This window comes from Streptomyces sp. WMMB 322, assembly GCF_900090145.1.
Lineage (GTDB): Bacteria > Actinomycetota > Actinomycetes > Streptomycetales > Streptomycetaceae > Streptomyces.
Genome location: NZ_FMHI01000006.1, coordinates 16,156 through 36,615, shown reverse-complemented (window position 1 = coordinate 36,615; position 20,460 = coordinate 16,156). Strand labels below are relative to the sequence as shown.

The following is a 20,460-nucleotide window of genomic DNA, read 5'->3' as shown; positions in this document are numbered from 1 at the left end:
GGCGGCAGACGGCGCACCGAACACGAACCGCACCACGAACCGCACCACGAACCGCAGCGTTCATGCCCGCACGCTAGGCCCGCGAGAGGGGCGGGAACTGCAAACGCGCTGACCGATGAGCCCTCCGTGCGGGCCGAGGTCAGCTCAGCGAGTCGAGCGCGGCGAGGATGTCGGCCGGTTCGGCGCGCTTGGTGTAGTCGGTGTCGACGAAGGCCCATTGGATGGTGCCGGACCGGTCGATGACGTAGGTGGCGGGCAACGGCAGAGTGCGTGCGTGGCCCCCGTTCACCCGCTTCAGGTCGAAGCCGAGTTTGTCGTAGACCCCGGCCAGGTCGCCCGGCAGGTCGTAGGCGAGTCCGTACTGCCTGGCGGTGTCGGAGCCGATGTCGCTGAGGACGTCGAAGACCAACTCGTGCTTCTCCGTCAGGGACAGGGATTCGTCGGGGATCTGCGGGGAGACGGCCACCAGCCGGGCCCCGCGCGCAGCGATGGCGTCGTGGTGCTGCTGCAGGGAGCGCAGGGCGATGTTGCAGTACGGGCACCATGCGCCGCGATAGAAGGCCAGTACCACCGGCCCTTCGGCAAGCAGGCCGTCCAGCGTGACGGTCCGTCCGGTGGCGCACGGCAGGCCGAAGCCGGGTGCCCGGGCACCCACGGACAGCGCGCGTCGGGCCTGGCCGGACTCGGACAGGTCCCGTCCGGCGCGGTTCATGATCTCCCGGATGCCGGCAGGGATCTGTTCCTGCCGGGCGTCGTAGAAGGCGCGCAGCTCGGCACTGAGGCTCATCGGGGGACTCCTCACGGACCCGGGTGAAATCTTGAAACGACCGTTTCAAGATAGCTCCTCGACCGGACTCCGTCACCATGCGGGAGCGGTATCTTGGAACTCTCATTTCAAGATGACGGGGTGGCCATGCCGGACATCAAGCACTTCGATCCGGACGCGGCCCTGGACACGGTGGTCCGCCTCTTCTGGCGCCAGGGCGTGGCCGCAACCGGCATCCAGGACATCGTGAACGCGACCGGACTCAACCGCTCCAGCCTGTACGCCACGTTCGGCGGCAAGACGGAGCTCTACCGCACCGCTCTGGAGCGCTATGCCGAGAGCCGCACACGGCCGGTCCTCGAGCGCCTCACGGAGGACCGGCGAGGACTGCCCGCCGTCGCCGAGTTCTTCACCGGGCTGATCAATACGCGCTGCTCGGGCGAGTACGCCGGATGGGGCTGCATGGTCTCCAACGCACACGTGGGCGCCGAGAACGGCGACGCTCAGGTGCGGGCCCTCCTCGACCGGCAGCACGACCGCCTGCGAGACGCACTGCACGGGGCCCTCCTCGCCGCACAGGAGCGCGGTCAACTGGCCCCGGGCAGCGATCCCGCCGCCGCGGCCGATGTGCTGGCGCTGCTCGCACACGGAGTGAACCTGCGATCCCGCGCCGGGGCGGATGCACGCCGGCTCAGGAGCACAGTGAACTCAGCACTCGACGCGCTCGGCGGACCAGCGATGTGATCGGGGTGAGCCGGTCACACCGTCACACGGGCCTCAACTCCCGGCCCGGCGCTCCGCCTCCTCCTTGACCGAAGCGAGCGAGGCGGCGACCGTGGCCTCCCAGCGGGCGGCAACCGCAGCTCCCCACCACTGTCCGAGCCGCCACAGGTCGGTGCCCATCTGCCCGTCGTACACCAGCCGTGTCCCCGATGCGTGCCCGCTCAGCACGAAGGACTCGGTCACCTGCGGAACCGGGCCCCGCACCAGCCGGAAGTCGATGCGCTCAGGCGGGGAGAATCGCACCGTCTCCACCGTGATCGCCCTCAGCCTTCCGCCCGCAACGGGCGTGAAGTGCTCGGCCAGCACCAGGTCGCTGCCCCGCTCCAGCACGTGCAGCTTCTCGCGCATGGCCCGCGGAGTGCGGCCCAGGTACGGCTGTGCCACCACGTCGAAGACGACCTCCCGGGGCGCCGCGATGTCCACGGTCTGCGGGCCCAACGGCCGGGTGCGCCTGCCCGTGCCCACGTCGACGGGCACCGCCCCTGTCACCAGTCCCAGGTAGGCACCGCCCAGGACACCACCGATGCCGACGGTCCACGCGGCGATCCGTGCCGCCGTGCGCCGGTCATCGGCCGGCCTCCGGTACGGCTTCCACGGTGACGCCGTCCGAGAACGCGACATGGCTTTGATCTCCCTGGCGAATACTGGCGGACACTGGCGAACAGATGTGGATGCGGGCAGCCCAAGGCGGCCTCCGTGAACTGCTGCCCGTCGACGGTCCCCCCGTAACAGCGGGCGCATTCCTTCGACCCCGCCGCCCCTGGTGCGCACCTCTTCGGAGAGTCAAGGCCCTCGGGTTCACCGGCTGCCTCAACCTCCTGCACAAGTACGTCAACCAGGGCCGCGCGGACGCCGACCGCAGTCACATCTCCCCGCGCCGGCTCGCCCGGAAGGCCCCCCGGAGTGGTGTGTACCGGGGACAGGCCCTTCAGCAGGTGGGGGAACACGGCGCCTTGCGGTGCACGGTCAGTTGCGCCACGGCTGGTCGTTCGGCCGCAGGGCCCAGAGCCTGTCGGAGGAGGGGTAGGAGGTGTCGAGGTAGAGGGTGTTCCAGCTGCCGTTCCCGTACGCGTCGATCGTCAGCGCGAGCTTGCTGTTGACGGCGGGGCGCCAGATCCACCAGCCCGTATTCGTGCCGCCGACCGTCTCGGGTTGGAGGTTCCACCGCTGCAGGTCCGAGCCGTTGCAGGTCTTCACCACGACGCGCATTCCGCGCGTGGGCGACGCGCTCTGCGGTTGCAGGCACTTGTTCGCTGCCACGTTCTTGAGAACCCGGTTGTATGTGCCGTCAGACAGTCGCCCGCTGACGAGCTGTGATGTCCACTCCTCCGTGCTGTATTTCCATCCCGGGTTTCGCAGGCTGTTGGCGAAGGCCCCCTCAGCCGCAGTGTTGTTGTCCACCAGGGCGAGGCGCGAGCCGTCCTTCTTGTTGATGAGGTCCCGGGAGCCGGGCTCGGCGGCTGCCGGCGTCGCGCCGGCGGCAACGAGGCCGGACAGGGCCAGAACGGCGGACGAGGCGGCGATGGCGGTACTGCGTAGCGTGGGCATGGAGGTGCCTTCCCTTCTCAACCAAGTGGTCCGGCACGATCCTGAATGCCACATGTGGCCTCTCGGAGCGTTCTCAGGGGGAGACCATCCGATGGTGTCAGGCCGACTGCCGGGGAGGCATGCGGCCTGGTCGGGCTGGGTAGGCCGGCGGCGTGCATTTTCGGTAACTTCCCGCATCCAAGAAGGAAGAGACTGATGCAGGGGTAGGCGATGTCACCAGACCCTGCATCAGTCCCCAGCAATGACGAAGAGCCGCACTCAGTGGGACTGAGTCCGGCTCTTCGTGTGTGGCGTCCTTGCAGGTCAGCGGCAGATTCACGCTGGTTGCTGCGAAGTACCCCCGGCAGGATTCGAACCTGCGCACACGGCTCCGGAGGCCGGGGAAGCTGGCTGGCGCGTAGGTCGTTGACCTGCGGTTCCTGGCCTGGTGACGTGGATGATGTCAAGATCATTACGCCATTACTACGTGGGCGGTCTGTCAGCCGCCTCCTCCGGCAAGTAGCGTCGACTGCATGGTCTCAGGCGAAGGCGAGTCCCAGAACGGGGCAGGGGAGTTCACCGCGGAGAGCGCGGAGGGCGTTCTCCGCGAAGCCTGTGCGGCGGCCCAACTCGATGCCTCGGGGGCGGAGCTGCTGCGCCTCGGCTCCAACGCCGTCTATCGCCTCGCCCACGCTCCCGTGGTCGTACGCATCGCCCGCGACCCGGCCAGCATGGAGAGCATGACGCACGCCGTGCGGGTCGCGCGCTGGCTGGAAGGTGAGGGCTTCCCGGCTACACGCATCGTCTCCGGGGTCGAGCAGCCGGCGCTCATCGGCGACCGTGTGGTGACGTACTGGGAGAACGCTCAGGACACGCTGGAGTACGCGAGTCTGGACGAACTCGGGGACCTGCTCCGCTGGTTGCACTGGCTGGAGGAACCGGAGGATCTGCGCCTCCCGTACTTCGATCCCTTCGCAAAGGTCTGGCATAGCCTCGGCCTCCTGGACGCTGTTGGCGACGATGACCGGACCTTCTTGGAGGAGCGGGCCGAGAAGCTGCGCAAGGACTACGATGAGCTGGACTTCGTGCTCCCCTTCGGGATGATCCACGGAGACGCCAACGTCGGTAACGCGCTACGGGGCCAGGACGGGCGCGCGCTCCTCATCGACTTGGACGGCGCCTGTCTCGCGCAACGTGAATGGGACCTGATCCTCACTGCGCTCTACTACGACCGCTTCGGTTGGCACACTCGGAGCGAGTACGAGTCCTTCGTGCATCACTACGGCTTCGACATCATGAACTGGCCTGGCTATCCGGTTCTGGCCGACCTCCGCGAACTCATGATGACGCTCTGGCTCGGCCAGCAGGTGCACACAAATGAGCGTGCAGCAGAGGAGTTCCCGCGCCGCGTGCACGACATCCGCACGGGAGGAAGTCGACGAGGCTGGCAGCCGTACTGAGAGCTGGTCTCAGTACGGGAGCTTCACTTCGCTGGCCTCCTGCCACAGACGGTGTTCCGCGGCCTGTTCGTGGAAGTCCCGGGCGGGCGCAGCATTGCCCAACTGCTGCAAATTTGCGCGGAACTCGGCAAGGTAGCCGGCGCAACGCTTGGACTTGAGCTGAGTCCCCATGTCGAGCGCGTCCAGCGCGATGATGCACGCCTCTTCGGCGTCGCCAGCCGCAAGGTGAGCATCCGCTAGAACCATCGTGGCAAAGAAGTCGCTTCGTACGTGACTACCGCTCATGGCGTTCTCGGCTTGGCTGACTGCCTTCTGAGCCTTCCCGATGTCTCGGAAACAGTGGGCCGCTTCTGCCGCGAGCTCGGCCTGGTCGAAGTAGGTGATCCACTCCGGTTCGTTGTCGTTGTTCACGCTCTCCAGCAGCCTCGCCGCTTCGGCCAGAGCCGTTTCACACCCGCGCGCATCGCCTGAGCGGGCCAGGGCGCGGGCTTCCATGGCGTAGAACTGAGCCATCAGCGTCGGCGTTGCCACTCCAGCGATGCCCATGCGGGCTGCACGCGCGAGCGTTGCAGCCTCCGTGAAGTTGCCGATGAAGGTGGCCTGGTGACTCATCGCCGAGAGGATGCTCCCGGCCAGTCGACGGTCGTCCCCGTCCTGCGCGAGTCTGAGCGCTTGGAGAAAGTACCGCTGTGCCAATCCGTGGTGGCAGGTGTCGTACGACATCCAAGCGGCCAGCAGCGTCGACTCAGCGACGGTGGAGAACAGCGCGCGGCCAACGGCTTCCGTGTACTTGCCGGTGAGGAGCGGGGCCACATCACGGCTGAGGTACTGGATGACTGCCTGCCGACCGTGATCCCCACCAAATCGGTCATCCATCTCAGAGAACATGTCGCTGGTGGACTTGACCGCGTCCACGTCGGCGAGACCGACTTGCAGAGTCCCTTTCGGGGGCGAGACCGGAAACGACGGCTCGGGTGCCACAAGCCATCGGAGAGAAGCTTCGCTCCAAGCCGGCTGCGACGCTTCCGACAGGAGCAGCGGCTCGTAACCGTGCAAATCAGCACGCCAGAGCTGGTCGACCGACCGGAACGCTTCCTCCGGGTTTGGGGGATAGCGAACGTCCAACAACTGGATGTCTTGGGCGAGTAGGTGTCCAAGCCCCAACTCGACCGGCGACTTCCCCAGCGCCTCGCATACCAGAGGCCCGTAGAAGTCATCCGGGACGCTGTGCCCGTTCTCCCAGCTCGCGATTCGTCGCTTCACGCTCGCGTCACCGGGTAGCTGGTCACCTTTGCGCGCGGCAGCTCGTCGCATCTCTGCGATAAGGCGGCCTTGCCCCCAGCCCAATTGCTTTCGGGCGGCGCGAAGTTCGTTTACTGCAGAGCTGGCGACCTGGTCCTGATCCGTCACGATCGCCTTTCCCGTTCCACCTGTAATGGCCCTTCCGTCTGACCGTAAGGACCCCACGCTTCCGTGTCTTCCCCTTGCTCATAACCGGCCACTCAGCCCGGAAGTGACGTGAGGAGACGTGCTGCTGCGGGGCGTGTCACCCCACGTCACCTCTCGTCATCTCCCCAGTTCACAGGCGTTGCCCGGAAGGTGGTCATACGGCGGCCAACCGGTGGTCGTCGCCAACTGAGGTGAGACGACGTGCAGATGATGAGCAAGCGTGGCATCCAATGGCTCTCCGCCTCCGCGGACGATCCGGAGGCATGCCGGGAGCACTGGGCCGCTGATCCGAGGGCACCGTACCCGCTGTCGGCTGGCCGCTACTTCGACGTGGTTTCTGTCGCTCAGCGAGTGGGACTAGAGACCTTCGAGCAGTTGACGCGCCACAACATGCCCATGGGTCCCGTAATGATGGACCGCTCAGCGCGGCGAACCGGCTTCTTCCTGCCGTCCGGTCAGCGGGCGCGCTTCACCCGCATGGTGCTGAACGAGACGACCGATGCTCTCTCTTATCGGTACCTGGACGAAGGCTCAGTGATTGTCGCCCCTGGACCAATGCCGCTGAGCGCCGACCGATACGCCTGGCTTCGTGCTCCGACACGGCGTCCCGAGGCCACGCCTGCGCGGGTTGCGGCACTCGCTGCGATGCTCGTGGCAACTTCCGCTCTGATCGACCGCGCCGAGCAGTACGAGCGCGAACGCGTAGATCTTGAAGCGACACTCTGCGAACCGCAAGGCCGACTGGACGCCCTGTCGCCGGAGGTAGCTCATGAATGCTGAGCGGGGCTTCCCGAAGGACCCGAGTTGGTCACCGTTGGACAGCAGCGAGTGGTACGCCGCGCGTCATGCGATGGCGGCACTGCGCGACGTTCTCATTGCAGCCGGCATGGAACGCGACTTCCCCTACCTGCGCGCCGACTTGAACGCTTTCGGTCATGGAATGATCGAGCTTGGCCGCATCGCGCCCCAGACCGCGGAACGTCTCGCGGAGCTGCTTCGGCTGGCCCTGGAGTGTCCGAGCGACGTGCACACCACTGAGGGGCCATAGGAACGATGCGAGCGGTGAACGAGGTGAGCGAAATGACAGGCCGTCGAGACGTATGCGCCCCAAGCGCCGAGGACCTGCAATCGGGCGTGCCCTACGTACGCGGCTGGATGGAAGGCCGTCGCGGGGCCGACGCCTTGGCCGAGGCTCTTCGAGCTCTGGGCCTGGAAACCGATCTGCCGAACCTACGAGCAGACGTCAATGTGCGCGGCGACAGAATCGTCTGCCTCGGTGAAGTTCGCCCGGCAGCAGCGGAATTGCTGACCCGCGCCCTGACGGCCGGCCTGTCCATCGAAATGGCTCGTAACGTCGCCCGTCCGCCGAGCAGTTTCCCGCCCGACGCTCCCGCGAGTGACCGCCCCGAAAACCGCCCCCTACGCTCGGCCCGGCCGTTCTTGCCAACGACCGGTGTACGGGGGCCTCTTCATGTCTGCGGCATGCTGTGCCTTGATGTCACTCGCCCTGGCGAACATGGCGACAAGTGCCGACGAGAACCCGCCACATACGATCTGCGATTGACGCTGCTGCGTCGTGGGGGTCTGCCGTTCGTCGAGACCGGCGCCCCAGCGCCGCAGCTCGAACGACGGCAGACCCCGGGGCTAGTAGTCCAGCAGCGGTTCACTATCTGACCAGGCCAGGTAACGAACCGCTGCTGGAGTACTAGCGGTGGGGGCGGCGGAGCTATTGGGTTGTCAGGCCGTCACCTCGTCGATAGCAGCAAGGATCAGCTCCGGCACGGTGGCGAGAGCACTGTCCAGGAGGTATTCGATCGCTACAGAGTCTTTGCTCCGATTCACATCAATTTGCATCGTCCACTGCCCCGGTTGATAGCGAGCGAGCATCGAAAGGGCGAAGAGTACCGCCCACCAGGCCAGCAAGGGGTGAAGCTGACGGTCGTCACCGCCGAGTCTTGCGTGGATCGCCCGTTCGGAGTCCGTCAGGCTGCGCCCCTTCCATGGGGCAATTTCGTCAAACTTGCGTTCCGCGACGTCCTCGCCATGTCCAACATCCCAAATGAGCCGACAGCCGATGGTGCCTTGCCGCTCATTCCAGCTCTCTGGCCCGCTATCGGGGATGGCGCCAGTCGACCGGAAGCGGTAACCCTTCAACGCCGGATAGTCAGAAAGCCACGCACTCAGGGCCTGTTCGCGGTCCGTAGGGTCCTCGTGGTTTTGAAGATCGCCGGGCAAACCGGAGACCATGGCCTGCAGGGTGCTGGCGTCCACCTGGTAAGTCTCACGGTTGATTGCAAGCTGCGGATGGGTTGTCGACTGCAAGGGCCAGAGGCTGACTTCCAAGATCGCTGCCCATACGTCCGCCAGGCGTGCTTCGTCAGGCAGAGATCGCGATCCGAGTATCTCCGCGACCTGTGTGAACGACTCGGCTCCCGCTTTCCCTTTGTCCTTCACGATTACCGAGCCCACGTCTGACTGATCCAATTGAGTGGCAGATATGCCATGACCGTTCAGGCGACACTTGTCGTTGGGGACTGGGGCGCACGCCGCGATGGCTCTACCTGCCTGGCTCAGCCCGTAGAAGAGCACGAGAGGCCTAGAAGCTGGCCCCACTGTGGCAGCTGCGGTGAATAGTTGTTCCGACTGCTCCAGCGATGCGCTGAAAAGCCTGTGGCGCCAACTGCTACTACTCGCATCGCCGGGCGGGGCAGCACGAAGTTCCCGCAGCGCCCTCCATACTGCTGCTGTTGGGGGGTAAGTCTGGTCACGATACGTAGGGTACGGCCTGCGAACCATCTCCCCATCGTGCCAGCATGTCGGTGTGTGGTCTCAGGACTTCCTTGACGCTTTGTCGTCAGGAGATCCTTGACGATCCTTCTGGGTGCCCATGCCTTTGACGTAGAGCCGGGTGATCGGTCCGAGGTTCTTGCGGGGCCTGACCGCGAGTTCGTCCTCTCCGTGCAGGATCCGGTAGTGGGTGTCCTCGATAACGATGGTGACGATCTTTCCGGCATGCCGTGGTCCGAGCTTGATGAACTGGCCGTTGATCATGAAACGGCCGCTCGCATGCACCTTGCGCTGGGCCCGGATAGCACCGGCCGGCAGGGGCGGAGGCGGCAGCGGAGACGTGGCCGTCCGTGCCCCGTGAATCTGCCCAAGACGGTCGGCCGGAATAGGGCAGGGCCAGGTTCCCATCAGAGCGTTGTCGGCGATGGCGTGCATGAGGTGCCCGTCGAGTCGGAGGGCGATCGTGCGGCCTGCGAGGGCGAATCCGACCTGGTAGCGGCCGCCGGCCAGGCAGACGATCCCGTCGCGACGGACCTTGCGGTCGACCTCGACCGGTTCGCCGGCGGCGAGGACGGCCGTGCCACAGCGGGCCCGGGGCAGGGCCGCGGGTGCGGGCTCGGGACCGGCGGGACGGGCGCCGTAGCGCATGGTCAGGTAGGCGATGTCCTCTGGCCGCAGCCGGGACGGGACCGTGGTGACCAGGTGCCCGTTGAGGAGGAAGTGGACGCTGCGGTGGTTCGCCCAGACGGTCAGCGTTCTGCCGGCCAGGGCTTGGTGGATGCCGACTCGCTGCCTGCCCGTCACCAGGGTGATCTCGCCGCTGGGCGGCACCCGCACGTCGAATTCGACGGCGGTCCCCTGCGGTGGCAGAACCGGCGGCGGTTCGATGACCTCGATGGACAACTCCGGCTCAGCGACTGGCGGTTTGGGATGCTCGTCACCGGCGCGGACGGGAGCGTGGGGGCGGAAGAGACTGACCGGGGTGGCCATGTTCAGGGCCTGGTGCGGTCGGGAGTGGTTGTAGGCGTGTACCCAGCCGTCGATCGCTTCCTGTGCCGCGGATAGCGACTCGTACGGCACCACGTGATCGAGGAACACCTCGCGGAGAGTGCGATGAAAACGCTCGATCTTGCCTGTAGTGGTGGGCGAACGCGGCTTGGTCAGCCGCTGGTTGATGCCGTTCTCCCGGCAGATGCGCTCGAAGAGCACCTCCACCGGCTGGGGACGAGTGTGACGGCCAGTGAACTGCTTGCCGTTGTCCGTCAAGACCTCGAAGGGCACCCCGTAGCGGCGCATTGCGGCGGTGAAGGCCGAGCACACCGCTCGGGCGCTGGGCACGGCCACGACGGAGGCGATTACGACGAACCGGGAGTGGTCGTCGATGCCGGTGACCATCTTGCATTCCCGCCCGTCGGCCAGCGGCACCCCGCCGACCAGGTCCATCTGCCACAAATGCATGGGCGCCTCGCGCTGCCACCGGCGGTACTTGCGCGGGTGCTGCTGTTCCTCGGCGCGGACCAGGCCGTTGCGGGACAGCACCCGGTGGACCGTGGCCCGCGACGGCGCCGACTCCAGCCCGCGGCCGGCCAGCTCGTGGGAGATCCGGCGGGCACCCCACCGAGGATGCCGCCGGCGCAGTTCGCAGATCTCGGCTTCCACCTCGGCGGACAGGCGGGTGGGGCTGTTTCGCGGGCGCCGGGAGCGGTCCATCAGGCCCGGAATGCCCTCCTGCTCGAACCGACGCCGCCAGTCGTGCAGGGTCTGACGCGAGGTCCCATAGCGGGCCGCGACTTCACCGATTGGAGACCCGCCGAGCACCTCGCGGACGGCCCTGTAGCGGTACTCGGCCAACTGCTGTACATCCACGACCACCGACCGAAGCACCCCAGCCTCATCGGGGGACGGGACATCGCGGAAGTTCAGGCGAACGTGTCAACCATGTCCAGAGCACGAACGGTCAAGCATCTCCTGAGACCTCACACCGACAATTGACCGTGCCGGACTCCGTGCCGGACTCCGGTAATCCCTGAACGGCACCCTGGAAGGAACACCGGACCGGGGTTCTTTCCGTAGCGGGAACCACGGCGCCCGATGGGTTGCCGAGCGTGCGCAGGCGGGGGTCGGCAACTGTGGATGTGGCACGTCATCGCAGAATGAATTCCCCTGACCAGGCTCGGGGGAAGATACATTCAGCATCGTTCTCACAGTGATTCGCCAGGAAGGCCTGTTGTGCGTGTGGTCCCATTCGGCGTCGGTGACCCGATGCATACTTGCGGAAACCCGAATAACGCGTCATCCATGTGAGAAGAGCGTCTTGTCCAGAGCGCTGCCAAGAGAAGTGATCAGATCAAACTCCGGGTTCGGTCGCGGGAGTCGGAACAACAGAGGAGGCGGCACCACTGTCTGGTGCGTTGCTTCTCCCGCTCGTCGGCCAGGGTCGCTTGCGATGACGAGTCCATGATGGCCGCACCGCACCCGCATGGGCACTCGCCCGGCGATGGACCTACCGAACCCGGGCCAAGGCACCTGGGCAAGGTCATCGCGGCGGTCGTGATCCCGTTCATCGTGGCGGTCGCGGTCGGGATTCTCGTGCTTTGGCCTGACGGGGTGCCGGATCGCAAGCGCAGCGGGGTCGGGTTCGATCAGCAGACCGAGAGCGGCAGCGTCGTAAGGGTCGACACCAGGAACTGCGCGCAGCCGGATTCCGGCTCACCGCTCCCGGAGTCCAGCGGCTCGAGTGGGCTGGGCCGAGGGGAGACGGACCGACGTCGCGATACCTGCAGGACGGCCATCGTCGAGGTCACGTCGGGCCCTCACAAGGGACGGAGGTTCATCGAGGACGTGCAGGCCGATGGGCCTCGCCAACTTCAGAGCGGCCAGGATGTCGTGGTCGCATATGAGCCCAGTGCGCCGCGTGAGGCGCAGTTCCGGGTCGCCGACATTGACCGCAGCCTGCCGATGACCCTGCTGGCAGGGATTTTCGCCCTGGTCGTCGTGGCCGTCGGTCGGCTGCGCGGGCTGCTGGCCCTGGCCACTCTCGCCGTCAGTTTCGCAGTTCTCTCCTTCTTCATTCTCCCGGCCATCTTGCACGGTTCGAATCCGCTGGCAGTCGCGGTGGTGGGCAGCAGCGCCATCATGCTGGTCGCGCTCTACGGGTGCCACGGCATCACCGCGCGCACTTCGGTCGCCGTGCTCGGCACGCTCGTGTCGCTGCTGCTCATCGGGGTGTTGGGCTCGCAGTTCATCGACTGGGCCGTGCTGAGCGGCAATACCTCGGAGGAGACCGGACTCATCCACGATCTCTTCCCGGGGATCGACATGCGCGGTCTGTTGCTGGCCGGTGTCGTGATCGGCGCAATCGGTGTCCTGGACGACGTGACGGTCACGCAGACCTCGGCCGTGTGGGAGTTGCGACAGGCAAACACCGCCATGTCGGCCAGGCAGCTCTACAAGGCAGCGATGAGGATCGGCAGGGACCACATCGTCTCGGTGGTCAACACGTTGGTGCTCGCCTACGCAGGTGCAGCGCTGCCCCTACTGCTTCTCTTCTCCGTCGCGCGAAGCAGCCTGGGAAGAGTCGCCAACAGCGAGATCGTGGCTGAGGAGATCCTGCGGACGCTTGTGGGGAGCATCGGTCTGGTCGCGTCAGTGCCCATCACGACACTCCTGGCCGCCCTGGTCGTTTCCGCGCACCGGCCCCTCATGGGTGGCAAAGGCCCGTCGACGGCGCCCAACTCCCCGTCATCGACGCCCTGAACCTTGCGCATGGGGCGCTGACTCGGAGCCTCTGGTTCGCCACCAAGACCGCTGCTGGGTTGGTGGTGCCCAGGGTTCGCGTTCCGTGGACCGCTTGATCCCGCCTGGTTCCGGGGAGTGTCTGTCAGTCAATAATTGGCAACGATTTTCATATTGGACGCCACGAAGATGGTCTTGACATCCGTTTCCATCTAGCCTCGCTGCTGAGGCCGAGGCAAGGTCCCGCGCTCGGCGTACCTGCCATCTTGTTGCGGAGGAAAACCATGCGTACGTCCTGGTCCCGGCATCCAGCGCTGATAGCCGTCGCGTCCCTGGCCGTTCTGACCGGCTGCAGCAGCTCGTCCGATTCCGGAAGCGACTCCGGCACCTCGCAGGACGCTGCTTCCTCATCTGCCGTACCGGTGGTGGCCTCCACGAACGTCTACGGCGACATCGCCAAGGAGATAGGTGCGGGGAGGGTGAAGGTCACTTCGATCGTCAGTGACCCCAGCCAGGACCCGCACTCCTACGAAGCCAACACCCGGAATCAGCTGGCACTGTCCAAAGCGAAGGTCGTCATCGAAAACGGCGGCGGGTACGACGACTTCGTCGACCGGATGCTGAAGGGCGGGAACAACGCGTCCCCTGAGGTGATCAACGCGGTGAAGACCTCCGGCAGGACCGCTCCGGAGGGCGAGGAGCTCAACGAGCATGTCTGGTACGACTTCCCCTCCGTCGCCAAGCTCGCCGACCGCATAGCCGCCGGCCTGGCCAAGGCCGACCCTGACCACGCCTCCACCTTCACCAAGAACGCGAAGGCCTTCAAAGCGAAGCTGAAGCCGCTGGAAGCCAAGGAACGGCAGATCAAGAGCGACCACGAGGGTGAGGCTGTGGCCATCACCGAGCCCGTGCCGCTGTACCTCACCGAGGCGAGCGGACTGGAGAACAAGACCCCCGAAGCCTTCAGCGAGGCCATCGAGGAGGGCGACGACGTCTCGCCGAAGACTCTGCAGTCCACGTTGGCGCTGTTCAGCGGCAAGAAGGTCAAGGCCCTCGTCTACAACGAGCAGACCACCGGCCCGCAGACCAAGAAGGTCGAGGGGGCAGCCAAGAAGGCCGGGATTCCTGTCGTCTCCGTGACCGAGACCCTCCCGGAGGGCAAGGGCTACATCGCCTGGATGACCGCGAACGTCGACGCGCTCGCGAGCGCGCTGGACCAGTGAGGCAGCGGACTTCGATGCCAATACCCCGCCCACGACAGGGCAGGACGGAGGGACGCGGCGCGGATGCCGCGGCCGACGACCCCGTGATCAGCCTCCGCGACGCTGCTCTGTCCTACGGCGAGCGCGTCTTGTGGCAGGGCCTGGATCTCGACGTGCGGCCGGGGGAGTTCCTGGCCGTGCTCGGACCCAACGGCTCGGGGAAGACCAGCTTCATCCGCGCCGTGCTGGGCCAGCAGCAGCTGTCCGCCGGGAAGCTGGCGGTGCTCGGCCGTCGGCCTCACAGGGGCAGCCGGCACATCGGCTACATCCCGCAGCAGGCCTCACTGCCCGCACACGCCACCCTCCGATCCAGGGATCTGATCCGGCTCGGCATCGACGGACATCTCTTCGGACCGCGGCTGCGCGGCGGCACGGTCCGCCACCGGGTGGACGACGCCCTCGAGTCGGTCGGGGCCGCCGCGTACGCGGACGTCCCCGTCGGCCTTCTGTCCGGTGGGGAGCGGCAACGCGTACGCGTCGGCCAGGCTCTGGCAACCGATCCGCGGATCTTGCTGTGCGACGAGCCGCTGCTCTCCCTCGATCTGCATCACCAGCGGGCCGTTACCGGGCTCGTCGATGGCAGGCGCCGGTCACACGGCACAGCCGTGGTCTTCGTGACCCACGAGATCAACCCCGTGCTGGAACTGGCGGACCGGGTGCTGTACTTCGCCCGGGGTGGTTACCGGGCCGGCACACCGGAGGAGGTGCTGACCTCGGCCGCTCTTTCGCAGCTGTACGGCACCGAAGTCGACGTGATCCGCGTCCGGGACCGGGTCATGGTCGTCGGAGCCCCTGACGAGATGGCGGATTCGTCGCATCACCCCGAACTGCCGGACGGAGCACGGTCTTGATCATTGCTGACGGCGTCTGGCAGCAGATCTTCAACTTCGACGACTACGGGGAACTGCTCGTCCTGGTACGCAATTCGCTCATCGCCGGTGCCGCCCTGGGTCTGGTCGGTGGCCTTGTGGGTGTCTTCGTGATCAGGCGGGACCTGCCGTTCGCGGTGCACGGCATCAGCGAGCTGTCGTTCGCCGGCGCCTCAGCGGCACTGCTGCTGGGGGCCAACATCGTGGCAGGCTCGATCATCGGATCACTGATCGCGGCCGGAACGATCGGCCTGCTCGGCTCGCGTGCCCGCGACCGCAACTCCCTGATCGGCACTCTGATGCCCTTCGGCCTCGGTCTGGGCGTCCTCTTCCTCGCCCTCTACAAGGGCCGGGCGGCAAACAAGTTCGGCATCCTCACAGGACAGATCGTCGCCGTCGACACTCCGCAGATGTCATGGCTGCTCGGCACCTCCGCCCTGGTGCTCATCGCCCTGGCGGTCATATGGCGACCGCTGACGTTCGCCAGCGCCGACCCCGAGGTGGCCGAAGCCAGGGGAGTGCCGGTACGGGCGCTGTCGTTCGCCTTCATGGTCGTGCTGGGGCTCGCAGTCGCCCTGTCGGTGCAGATCGTGGGAGCGCTGCTGGTCCTCACTCTCGTCGTCACCCCCGCGGCTGCCGCGGCCCGGATCACAGCCTCACCTGTGCTGCTGCCCGTGTTGAGCGTGGTCTTCGCGATGGCCTCGATCGAGGGCGGCATCCTGCTCGCCCTCGGTGGCAGCATTCCGATCAGCCCGTACGTCACCACGGTCTCGTTCGTGATCTACGTCGTCTGCCGCTTGGCGGGCACCCGCCGGACCAGGAAGTTCGGGGGCAGAAGAGGAGGCAGAAGAAGGGTCCTGGAACTCGGCTGACGTGATGCGCACCGGGCGTCAAGGGCCTGTTGCCGCCTTGCGGCTCACTTGGGCCTTCTCCTCTTCCCGCCCCGGTGGCTGACAACTGCCGGCTTCATCGCTTCCCTCGGTGCGGCGGCGCCTGCGGGGACGCCTTCCGCCGGGGCCCTGTGCCGGTCCGAGGAGACGACGAGTGCGGCCAGCAGCGTCGTCACCGGCACCGAGGCCACCAGCCCGATCGAGCCGACGAGGGTGCGGACGATCTCCTCCGCGACGACCTCGCTGGTGGCCACCGCGGTCACGCCGCTGCGCGCGATGGAGAACAGCAGCATCAGCGGCAGCGCGGCGCCCGCGTAGGCCAGCACGAGGGTGTTGACCACCGAGGCGATGTGATCCCGCCCGATGCGCATCGCCGAGCCGTACAACTTCCGCCACCCGGCGCCCGGATCGGCCTCCTTCAGCTCCCACACCGCCGAGGTCTGCGTGACCGTCACGTCGTCGAGCACGCCGAGCGAGCCGATCAGCACACCCGCCAGCAGCAGGCCCTGGATGCCGATGCCGGGGAAGAGACCGTGCACCAGGCCTGTCTGGTCGTCGGTGTTGCCCGTCAGATTGGCCCAGCCGATGAAGGCGGAGCCGAGCACACCGATGAGCAGCAGTGAGATCAGGGTGCCCAGGACGGCCACGGAGGTGCGGGCGGACAGGCCGTGGCACATGTACAGCGTGGCCAGCATGATCGCGCTGCCTCCGATCACCGCGACCACCAGGGGATTCGAACCCTGAAGTATCGCGGGCAGGATGAACAGGCTCAGCACCGCGAAACTCACCGCGAGACCGACCAGCGCGAGTACGCCGCGCAGCCGCCCCACCAGCACGACGAACAGCGCGAAGATGCCCGCGAGCAGCACCATCGGCAGCTTCCGGTCGACGTCGATGACGCTGTAGCGCAGTTCGGGCGGCGCCTTCGCGGCGTAGGCGACGACGACGTCCTGCCCGGCGGAGTAGGTGCGGGTGGCGTCGGGGGTGATGACCTCGGTGAACGTGCTGCCCTTGTCCTTGCCGCCGGTGACCTCGACGGTCGCCTTGCGGCACGTCCCGCCGGCCTTGCCCGCGCCGCCCTGGCCGCCGGCGCCCGCGGACTGCCCGGGGGTCTGGCCCGGCTGCCCCGCGGGCGGCTGCGCGTTCACGTCCTTGCAGTCGACGACCCGCACGGCGGTGACACGGGCCGGGAGGGTGGGCCTGTCGAAGCCGACGCCGCTGGGCCCGCCCTTCTCGGGCACTCCGCCGGGCCACAGCGCGACGAGCCCGGCCAGGACGGCCACGGCGAAGGGGATCAGAACCGCCGCGATCACCTTGCGCAGACGGCGCGACACCGGAGCCGCAGGCCCATGACCGTGTGCATGTCCGTGCTCCAGTGCGTGGCCCGGTGCGGGGGGCTCCTCGCGACGCTCCTGGGCATGGCCGGGGCCCGGAACCCGCTGGGAGCCCGCTGAGCCCGGAGCCTGCCTGCCGTTGAGGAACGGAGGAGTTCTGGTCACCCCCTGATCCTCCCAACGCTTTCAGGAGTGCGGCGCCGGATTGTCTCCGTCATGAGTACACGTCCCGCACAGGGTCGCCCTGGCCACGCCGGAACGGACGTGGCCCTGGAACGACCGATCTCGTCGTCCGCGACTGTTCCGCCGCCGTCTCACTGTAGTGCGCGTCCTGAGTGATGCCATGCCTACGGATGCAGCATCGTCCGAGGACTGGTGAGCCGACTGCCCGGAGGCACGCAGGTACAGGGCGATCCAGCCCACCGACCCGCTTCTCACAGGCAGTGCTCACGACAAGCGGGGCGGTTGTTACAAGCCGGAGGGCTCGTTGTTGCGGCGGGCAGTACTCCTCCGGCCTTCGGCGCAGTCGCGTTCACCGGCTCCCGTAAGGCAGCAGTGCCATTTCGCGAGCGTTCTTGATCGCCCGTGCCATCTGCCGCTGCTGTTGGGCGTTGATCCGGGTCACGCGGCGGCTTCGGATCTTGCCCCTGTCGGAGATGAACTTCCGCAGGAGGTCGGTGTCCTTGTAGTCGATGTAGGTGATGCCGGCTGCGTCCAGCGGGTTGCGGCGGGGCTTGGCGGGCTTGCGGGGGGCGTTGTGACGGGACATGGGGTGGTCTCCAAGGGTGGGATGCGGGCGCCGGGTTGTTCGGGTGGCGTCAGGTCGCGTGGTCGAGGAGCGGAGCGAAGGCGGGCGGCAGTCGTCGCCATCCTTCGGGGCCTTCGGTGTATTCGGCGTCGGTCAGCAGGCAGGACTCCAGGACTTCCTCGAGTCCGGCCCGGTCGAGGGCCGGTGAGGTGAAGACCAGGTGCTGGCAGCGGTCACCGTGTTCGCGGTGCCAGTCGAGCGCGGCGGCCGCTGTGCGCTCCGGTGACACCATCTCCCAGGCGGCGTCCGGGAGTGCGGCCAGCCAGGGGCCCGCGTTCTCGACGCTGAGTGCGCCTCCAGCGGCGTCCCACGCCAGCAGGGTGTCGGGACGGTCGGCGAGCCAGAACCGTCCCCGGCTTCGGGCGGCGGCGCAGGTGAGGTCCTCCAGCGCCTGGTAGAGCCGTTCCGGGTGGAAGGGGCGGTCGCGGTGCCAGACGTAGGTGGTCACTCCGCTTTCGTCCGCCTCCTGCGGCAGCAGGGCGCACGCGGGCTCCTGGGCCGCGGCGGCAGCCCGTACGTCGAATCCGGCGAAGGCGGCGGCTGCCAGTTCCTGCGAAGCGGGGTGTATGTGCCAGGCGGTGGGGTGGAGTTGGTTGAGCAGAGCCGCGTCCTCCTCGTCCGAGTCAGGGCTGTCGACGAGGGCGAGTACGGGGGCGTACTCCAGCTGCCGGGCGAAGGTGTCGGCGACGGTCCGCTGGTCGGTGGGGGCGGCGGCGAGTCCCGCGTCGGCCAGGTCGTCGCCGTTGCCGAGGCAGGGCAGAACCAGCGCGGGATCGACGGCCGTGACGACATTGGTGAGGACCGCGTCTTCAGCGTGCGCGGCAATGACTTCGGCCATGGCCTGGGGCTCGACCGAGTCCCACAGTTCCACCACGGCGAGCCGGGTCAGGCCGTCCGCGGCCAGCCTCTCCAGTTCGGGGATCAGGTCCTCGCGCAGGGCGCAGCAGGCGCAGTCGTTCACCAACGGGGCATCTCCGGCACTGAGTTCACCGGCGTCACTGCGAATGGTCCGCCGCACGGTTCCGTGTGAGGCCGTCGAGTGATCGTGGTGCAGTGCGACGCTGCCGGGCACGGCCCGCAGCAGACGCTGCACGACCTCGGTCCGAGCCTCGGCGTGCAGCCCGCAGACGATCACCACGGGAAGCTTCGGCTGCCTCTCCATCAGCGGGCCTCACGACGGCCGTAGCGGCGCTCGAAGCGCTCCACCCGCCCTGCTGTGTCCAGGACGCGTGCTGTGCCGGTGTAGAAGGGGTGGCTCTTGGAGGAGATCTCGACATCGATGACGGGGTAGCTGTTGCCGTCCTCCCAGTCGATCATCGATTCGCTGGTGGCGGTCGAGCGGGTGAGGAAGGCGAATCCCGCGGCCTTGTCCCGGAAGACGACGGGACCGTAGGCGGGGTGTATGCCCGGCTGCATAGCGCTCTCCTTTCGTTGGCGGGTCAGCGGGTCTCGCGGAAGTCGACGTGCCGACGGGCTATGGGGTCGTACTTGCGCAGGGTCAGGCGATCGGGGTCGTTCCGGCGGTTCTTGCGGGTCACGTAGGTGTAGCCGGTGCCGGCGGTGGACCGGAGCTTGACGATCGGGCGTAGGTCGTTCCTTGGCATGCGTGTAGTATATGGAAATGATTTCCATTAACAAAACTACTGACCATGAGAGGCAGGTCACCGCTTGTCCGCCCGCTGCCAACTGACAGGCGCCGAGCCCCGGTTCGGCAACACCGTCTCCCACTCGCACCGCCGCTCCCGCCGGCGCTTCAACCCGAACATCCAGCGCAGGCGCTACTGGCTGCCGAGCGAAGGCCGCCATGTGCGGCTCACCCTCAGCGCGAAGGGGATCAAGACGCTCGACGCGATTGGCATCGAAAAGGCCGTCGCGAGGATCCGCGCCCGAGGAGGGAAGGTCTGATGGCGAAGAAGAGCAAGATCGCCAAGAACGAGAAGCGAAAGGCCGTGGTGGAGCGGTACGCGGCCCGCCGGGCCGAGTTGAAGGAGATACTGCGCCGTCCCTCCTCCACGGAGAGGGAGAAGGAAGCCGCGCTGCGCGAGCTGCGCCGTCAGCCCCGCGACGCCAGTGCCACTCGGGTTCGTAACCGTGACGCGGTCGACGGACGGCCGCGCGGTCATCTGCGGACCTTCGGGCTCTCACGCGTACGCGTGCGCCAGCTCGCGCACCAGGGATACCTGCCAGGAGTGACCAAGTCCTCCTGGTGACCCTGCGCCGTCGCCATTACCTTCCGCCGGTGACATCCATTTCGTGCGCCTGATCCAGACCGGAAGCGGGGCTCACCGGACCAGTACTACGGCTTCGGTGAGCCCCGCTTCCGGGTTTCGTCCAGTCGAAGCGTGAATCGCCGACTCTCGGACGAGTGGGTCCCGATGTCAGTGGTCGTCCCAGTGGCCCTGGTGTTCGGCGTGCCGGTGACCCTCGTGCACGTAGTCCACGTGGTCGCCGTGCGGCACGGCAACGTGTCCGCATCCCTCGCCGTGCATGTGGTCATGGCCGGGGTGTTCCCGGTGCTCCTGCGTCTCGCATTCGTCGGTGTGATCATCGTGATGGCGGTGCAGGTGGCCGTCGTGTGCGTAGTCCACGTGGTCGCCGTGCGGCACGGCGACGTGTCCGCATCCTTCGCCGTGCATGTGGCTGTGACTGTCGTGGATACGATGCTGGGTTGTTGTCATTCTTCTCAACTCCCGTCGGTTTTCCCGACGTTGAGGTCAAGCCAGCTTGATTGGGCTGGCGGGAAGAGGGCGAATCCCGCTAGGGGATTTCACTGAAGCGTGCCACGCTGCT

The 20,460-nt window shown here is 66.9% G+C and carries 23 protein-coding genes and 1 pseudogene; 12 read left to right on the top strand and 12 right to left on the bottom strand.

Going from position 1 to position 20,460, the window contains the following annotated elements; translation table 11 throughout:
- Nucleotides 1-139: 139 nt before the first annotated feature.
- The gene (locus H180DRAFT_RS11950; protein WP_055486020.1) at nucleotides 140-787 is read right to left on the bottom strand and encodes a peroxiredoxin-like family protein; all 648 of its coding nucleotides are present in this window, start codon (nucleotides 785-787) and stop codon (nucleotides 140-142) included.
- A gap of 126 nt (nucleotides 788-913) precedes the next feature.
- Here H180DRAFT_RS11950 and H180DRAFT_RS11945 point away from each other — a divergent pair, with 126 nt between their 5' ends.
- Nucleotides 914-1,510 (top strand): TetR/AcrR family transcriptional regulator, encoded by a 597-nt coding sequence (locus H180DRAFT_RS11945; RefSeq protein ID WP_055486019.1) that lies wholly within the window; start codon nucleotides 914-916, stop codon nucleotides 1,508-1,510.
- Nucleotides 1,511-1,543: 33 nt separating this feature from the next.
- Here the strand turns inward: H180DRAFT_RS11945 and H180DRAFT_RS11940 are convergent, their stop codons facing one another.
- Nucleotides 1,544-2,170, bottom strand: coding sequence for an SRPBCC family protein (locus H180DRAFT_RS11940; RefSeq protein WP_254665992.1), 627 nt, complete (start codon nucleotides 2,168-2,170; stop codon nucleotides 1,544-1,546).
- Nucleotides 2,171-2,278: 108 nt separating this feature from the next.
- On the opposite strand from H180DRAFT_RS11940, the pseudogene H180DRAFT_RS11935 reads away from it, so the two are divergent.
- Nucleotides 2,279-2,439, top strand: a pseudogene (locus H180DRAFT_RS11935) (ISL3 family transposase); the annotation flags it as partial.
- 76 nt (nucleotides 2,440-2,515) lie between these two features.
- Here the strand turns inward: H180DRAFT_RS11935 and H180DRAFT_RS11930 are convergent.
- Nucleotides 2,516-3,097: an RICIN domain-containing protein gene (locus H180DRAFT_RS11930; RefSeq protein WP_055486018.1), complete on the bottom strand. Its 582-nt coding sequence runs from the start codon at nucleotides 3,095-3,097 to the stop codon at nucleotides 2,516-2,518.
- 512 nt (nucleotides 3,098-3,609) lie between these two features.
- Here H180DRAFT_RS11930 and H180DRAFT_RS11925 point away from each other — a divergent pair.
- Nucleotides 3,610-4,536 carry an aminoglycoside phosphotransferase family protein gene (locus tag H180DRAFT_RS11925; RefSeq protein ID WP_055486017.1) on the top strand — a complete coding sequence of 309 codons (927 nt, stop codon included), beginning with the start codon at nucleotides 3,610-3,612 and terminating at the stop codon, nucleotides 4,534-4,536.
- A gap of 9 nt (nucleotides 4,537-4,545) precedes the next feature.
- Here H180DRAFT_RS11925 and H180DRAFT_RS11920 read toward each other — a convergent pair whose 3' ends face one another.
- Nucleotides 4,546-5,799 carry an NsdA family TPR-like regulatory protein gene (locus tag H180DRAFT_RS11920; protein ID WP_175437765.1) on the bottom strand — a complete coding sequence of 418 codons (1,254 nt, stop codon included), beginning with the start codon at nucleotides 5,797-5,799 and terminating at the stop codon, nucleotides 4,546-4,548.
- Between the two features lie 393 nt (nucleotides 5,800-6,192).
- Here H180DRAFT_RS11920 and H180DRAFT_RS11915 point away from each other — a divergent pair, with 393 nt between their 5' ends.
- From H180DRAFT_RS11915 to H180DRAFT_RS30400, 3 genes are read left to right on the top strand one after another with little or no spacing between them, the layout of a single operon-like run.
- Nucleotides 6,193-6,765, top strand: a complete 573-nt coding sequence (locus H180DRAFT_RS11915) for a bifunctional DNA primase/polymerase (RefSeq protein WP_055486203.1) — start codon at nucleotides 6,193-6,195, stop codon at nucleotides 6,763-6,765.
- Nucleotides 6,755-7,033 (top strand): hypothetical protein, encoded by a 279-nt coding sequence (locus tag H180DRAFT_RS11910; protein ID WP_055486015.1) that lies wholly within the window; start codon nucleotides 6,755-6,757, stop codon nucleotides 7,031-7,033. Before H180DRAFT_RS11915 ends, H180DRAFT_RS11910 begins: the two co-directional genes overlap by 11 nt.
- Nucleotides 7,034-7,047: 14 nt before the next feature.
- Nucleotides 7,048-7,659 carry a hypothetical protein gene (locus tag H180DRAFT_RS30400; protein ID WP_254665991.1) on the top strand — a complete coding sequence of 204 codons (612 nt, stop codon included), beginning with the start codon at nucleotides 7,048-7,050 and terminating at the stop codon, nucleotides 7,657-7,659.
- A gap of 63 nt (nucleotides 7,660-7,722) precedes the next feature.
- On the opposite strand, the gene H180DRAFT_RS11905 is transcribed toward H180DRAFT_RS30400, so the two are convergent.
- Nucleotides 7,723-8,439: a YaaC family protein gene (locus H180DRAFT_RS11905; RefSeq protein WP_338059620.1), complete on the bottom strand. Its 717-nt coding sequence runs from the start codon at nucleotides 8,437-8,439 to the stop codon at nucleotides 7,723-7,725.
- Between the two features lie 375 nt (nucleotides 8,440-8,814).
- Entirely contained in the window at nucleotides 8,815-10,644 is a 1,830-nt protein-coding gene (locus H180DRAFT_RS11900) for an IS481 family transposase (protein WP_055486202.1), read from the bottom strand.
- A 588-nt stretch (nucleotides 10,645-11,232) separates the two neighbouring features.
- Between H180DRAFT_RS11900 and H180DRAFT_RS11895 the strand changes: the two genes are divergently transcribed.
- From H180DRAFT_RS11895 to H180DRAFT_RS11880, 4 genes are all read left to right on the top strand, one after another.
- Nucleotides 11,233-12,528: a YibE/F family protein gene (locus tag H180DRAFT_RS11895; RefSeq protein WP_254666008.1), complete on the top strand. Its 1,296-nt coding sequence runs from the start codon at nucleotides 11,233-11,235 to the stop codon at nucleotides 12,526-12,528.
- A 263-nt stretch (nucleotides 12,529-12,791) separates the two neighbouring features.
- The gene (locus H180DRAFT_RS11890) at nucleotides 12,792-13,730 is read left to right on the top strand and encodes a metal ABC transporter solute-binding protein, Zn/Mn family (RefSeq protein ID WP_055486013.1); all 939 of its coding nucleotides are present in this window, start codon (nucleotides 12,792-12,794) and stop codon (nucleotides 13,728-13,730) included.
- A gap of 14 nt (nucleotides 13,731-13,744) precedes the next feature.
- On the top strand, nucleotides 13,745-14,620 hold the full coding sequence (locus tag H180DRAFT_RS11885; protein WP_079100048.1) for a metal ABC transporter ATP-binding protein: 876 nt from the start codon (nucleotides 13,745-13,747) through the stop codon (nucleotides 14,618-14,620).
- Nucleotides 14,617-15,510, top strand: coding sequence for a metal ABC transporter permease (locus H180DRAFT_RS11880; RefSeq protein ID WP_055486011.1), 894 nt, complete (start codon nucleotides 14,617-14,619; stop codon nucleotides 15,508-15,510). Before H180DRAFT_RS11885 ends, H180DRAFT_RS11880 begins: the two co-directional genes overlap by 4 nt.
- A gap of 44 nt (nucleotides 15,511-15,554) precedes the next feature.
- Here H180DRAFT_RS11880 and H180DRAFT_RS11875 read toward each other — a convergent pair whose 3' ends face one another.
- From H180DRAFT_RS11875 to rpmG, 5 genes are all read right to left on the bottom strand, one after another.
- Nucleotides 15,555-16,904, bottom strand: coding sequence for a YibE/F family protein (locus H180DRAFT_RS11875; RefSeq protein ID WP_254666007.1), 1,350 nt, complete (start codon nucleotides 16,902-16,904; stop codon nucleotides 15,555-15,557).
- A 490-nt stretch (nucleotides 16,905-17,394) separates the two neighbouring features.
- Entirely contained in the window at nucleotides 17,395-17,631 is a 237-nt protein-coding gene (gene rpsR / locus H180DRAFT_RS11870; RefSeq protein ID WP_055486010.1) for a 30S ribosomal protein S18, read from the bottom strand.
- Nucleotides 17,632-17,680: 49 nt separating this feature from the next.
- Entirely contained in the window at nucleotides 17,681-18,832 is a 1,152-nt protein-coding gene (locus tag H180DRAFT_RS11865; protein ID WP_055486009.1) for a CobW family GTP-binding protein, read from the bottom strand.
- Nucleotides 18,832-19,086 (bottom strand): type B 50S ribosomal protein L31, encoded by a 255-nt coding sequence (locus H180DRAFT_RS11860; protein ID WP_055486008.1) that lies wholly within the window; start codon nucleotides 19,084-19,086, stop codon nucleotides 18,832-18,834. The genes H180DRAFT_RS11865 and H180DRAFT_RS11860 overlap by 1 nt, the downstream gene beginning before the upstream one ends.
- Before the next feature lie 23 nt (nucleotides 19,087-19,109).
- On the bottom strand, nucleotides 19,110-19,274 hold the full coding sequence (gene rpmG / locus H180DRAFT_RS11855) for a 50S ribosomal protein L33 (RefSeq protein ID WP_055486007.1): 165 nt from the start codon (nucleotides 19,272-19,274) through the stop codon (nucleotides 19,110-19,112).
- A 64-nt stretch (nucleotides 19,275-19,338) separates the two neighbouring features.
- Here rpmG and rpmB point away from each other — a divergent pair, with 64 nt between their 5' ends.
- Entirely contained in the window at nucleotides 19,339-19,575 is a 237-nt protein-coding gene (gene rpmB, locus H180DRAFT_RS11850) for a 50S ribosomal protein L28 (RefSeq protein ID WP_055486006.1), read from the top strand.
- Nucleotides 19,575-19,880 carry a 30S ribosomal protein S14 gene (gene rpsN / locus H180DRAFT_RS11845; RefSeq protein WP_055486005.1) on the top strand — a complete coding sequence of 102 codons (306 nt, stop codon included), beginning with the start codon at nucleotides 19,575-19,577 and terminating at the stop codon, nucleotides 19,878-19,880. Before rpmB ends, rpsN begins: the two co-directional genes overlap by 1 nt.
- A gap of 168 nt (nucleotides 19,881-20,048) precedes the next feature.
- Here the strand turns inward: rpsN and H180DRAFT_RS11840 are convergent, their stop codons facing one another.
- Entirely contained in the window at nucleotides 20,049-20,348 is a 300-nt protein-coding gene (locus H180DRAFT_RS11840; RefSeq protein WP_055486004.1) for a hypothetical protein, read from the bottom strand.
- Nucleotides 20,349-20,460: the final 112 nt, after the last annotated feature.

Coding starts and splice junctions, on each gene's coding strand:
- rpmG (WP_055486007.1), bottom strand. CDS start 19,274: ATGCCAAGGAACGACCTACGCCCGATCGTCAAGCTCCGGTCCACCGCC.
- H180DRAFT_RS11890 (WP_055486013.1), top strand. CDS start 12,792: ATGCGTACGTCCTGGTCCCGGCATCCAGCGCTGATAGCCGTCGCGTCC.
- H180DRAFT_RS11910 (WP_055486015.1), top strand. CDS start 6,755: ATGAATGCTGAGCGGGGCTTCCCGAAGGACCCGAGTTGGTCACCGTTG.
- H180DRAFT_RS11930 (WP_055486018.1), bottom strand. CDS start 3,097: ATGCCCACGCTACGCAGTACCGCCATCGCCGCCTCGTCCGCCGTTCTG.
- H180DRAFT_RS11915 (WP_055486203.1), top strand. CDS start 6,193: ATGATGAGCAAGCGTGGCATCCAATGGCTCTCCGCCTCCGCGGACGAT.
- H180DRAFT_RS11885 (WP_079100048.1), top strand. CDS start 13,745: ATGCCAATACCCCGCCCACGACAGGGCAGGACGGAGGGACGCGGCGCG.
- H180DRAFT_RS11925 (WP_055486017.1), top strand. CDS start 3,610: ATGGTCTCAGGCGAAGGCGAGTCCCAGAACGGGGCAGGGGAGTTCACC.
- H180DRAFT_RS11895 (WP_254666008.1), top strand. CDS start 11,233: ATGGCCGCACCGCACCCGCATGGGCACTCGCCCGGCGATGGACCTACC.
- rpsN (WP_055486005.1), top strand. CDS start 19,575: ATGGCGAAGAAGAGCAAGATCGCCAAGAACGAGAAGCGAAAGGCCGTG.
- H180DRAFT_RS11840 (WP_055486004.1), bottom strand. CDS start 20,348: ATGACAACAACCCAGCATCGTATCCACGACAGTCACAGCCACATGCAC.
- H180DRAFT_RS11945 (WP_055486019.1), top strand. CDS start 914: ATGCCGGACATCAAGCACTTCGATCCGGACGCGGCCCTGGACACGGTG.
- H180DRAFT_RS11940 (WP_254665992.1), bottom strand. CDS start 2,170: ATGTCGCGTTCTCGGACGGCGTCACCGTGGAAGCCGTACCGGAGGCCG.
- H180DRAFT_RS11860 (WP_055486008.1), bottom strand. CDS start 19,086: ATGCAGCCGGGCATACACCCCGCCTACGGTCCCGTCGTCTTCCGGGAC.
- H180DRAFT_RS11865 (WP_055486009.1), bottom strand. CDS start 18,832: ATGGAGAGGCAGCCGAAGCTTCCCGTGGTGATCGTCTGCGGGCTGCAC.
- rpsR (WP_055486010.1), bottom strand. CDS start 17,631: ATGTCCCGTCACAACGCCCCCCGCAAGCCCGCCAAGCCCCGCCGCAAC.
- H180DRAFT_RS11950 (WP_055486020.1), bottom strand. CDS start 787: ATGAGCCTCAGTGCCGAGCTGCGCGCCTTCTACGACGCCCGGCAGGAA.